We start from the raw sequence: 524 nt of genomic DNA, 5'->3' as shown, positions 1-524 counted from the left end.
GGGTACGCGGCTCTGGCCGATGTCGCGCAGCGCCCGGCCCAAGCAGTTCCTTGAACTGACCGGCGATCTCAGCCTGTTCCAGCTGACGCTGAAGCGGCTCGATGATCCCAGCCGCTACGACAAGCCGATCGTGGTCACCAATTCGGAATATCGCTTCCTCGTCGCCGAACAGGCACAGGAGGCGGGCATCGAACTCGCGGCCGTCGTTCTGGAGCCGATTGCTCGCAACACCGCAGCGGCAATTGCCGCCGCATCGCTGATCGCCGCCAAGGACGGGCCGCGCCTGGTCCATGTGCTCGCCTCCGACCACAATATTCGTGTCGATGCCGCTTATGTAAAAGCGATCGACACCGCCGCCGCGGCGGCAAGGGCAGGGCGGCTCGCGACCTTCGGCATCACGCCGACCGCGCCGGCGACCGGTTTCGGCTATGTCGCGGCCGGCGAGGCCGAGCCGAGCGGCGCCCACCATGTCAAGCGTTTCGTCGAGAAGCCGAACGAAGAGCGCGCCCGCGAAATGATCGCTC

1 protein-coding gene is annotated in these 524 nt (G+C 66.4%); it reads left to right on the top strand.

Annotated features, from left to right (window positions below; translation table 11 throughout):
• Positions 1-19: 19 nt before the first annotated feature.
• A partial coding sequence (locus AC1D0P_RS28140) for a sugar phosphate nucleotidyltransferase (RefSeq protein WP_477679739.1) occupies positions 20-524 on the top strand: 505 nt, incomplete at its 3' end.

The organism is Polaromonas sp. P1_G2, from assembly GCF_056405515.1.
This window is presented reverse-complemented; position numbering and strand designations above follow the sequence as displayed.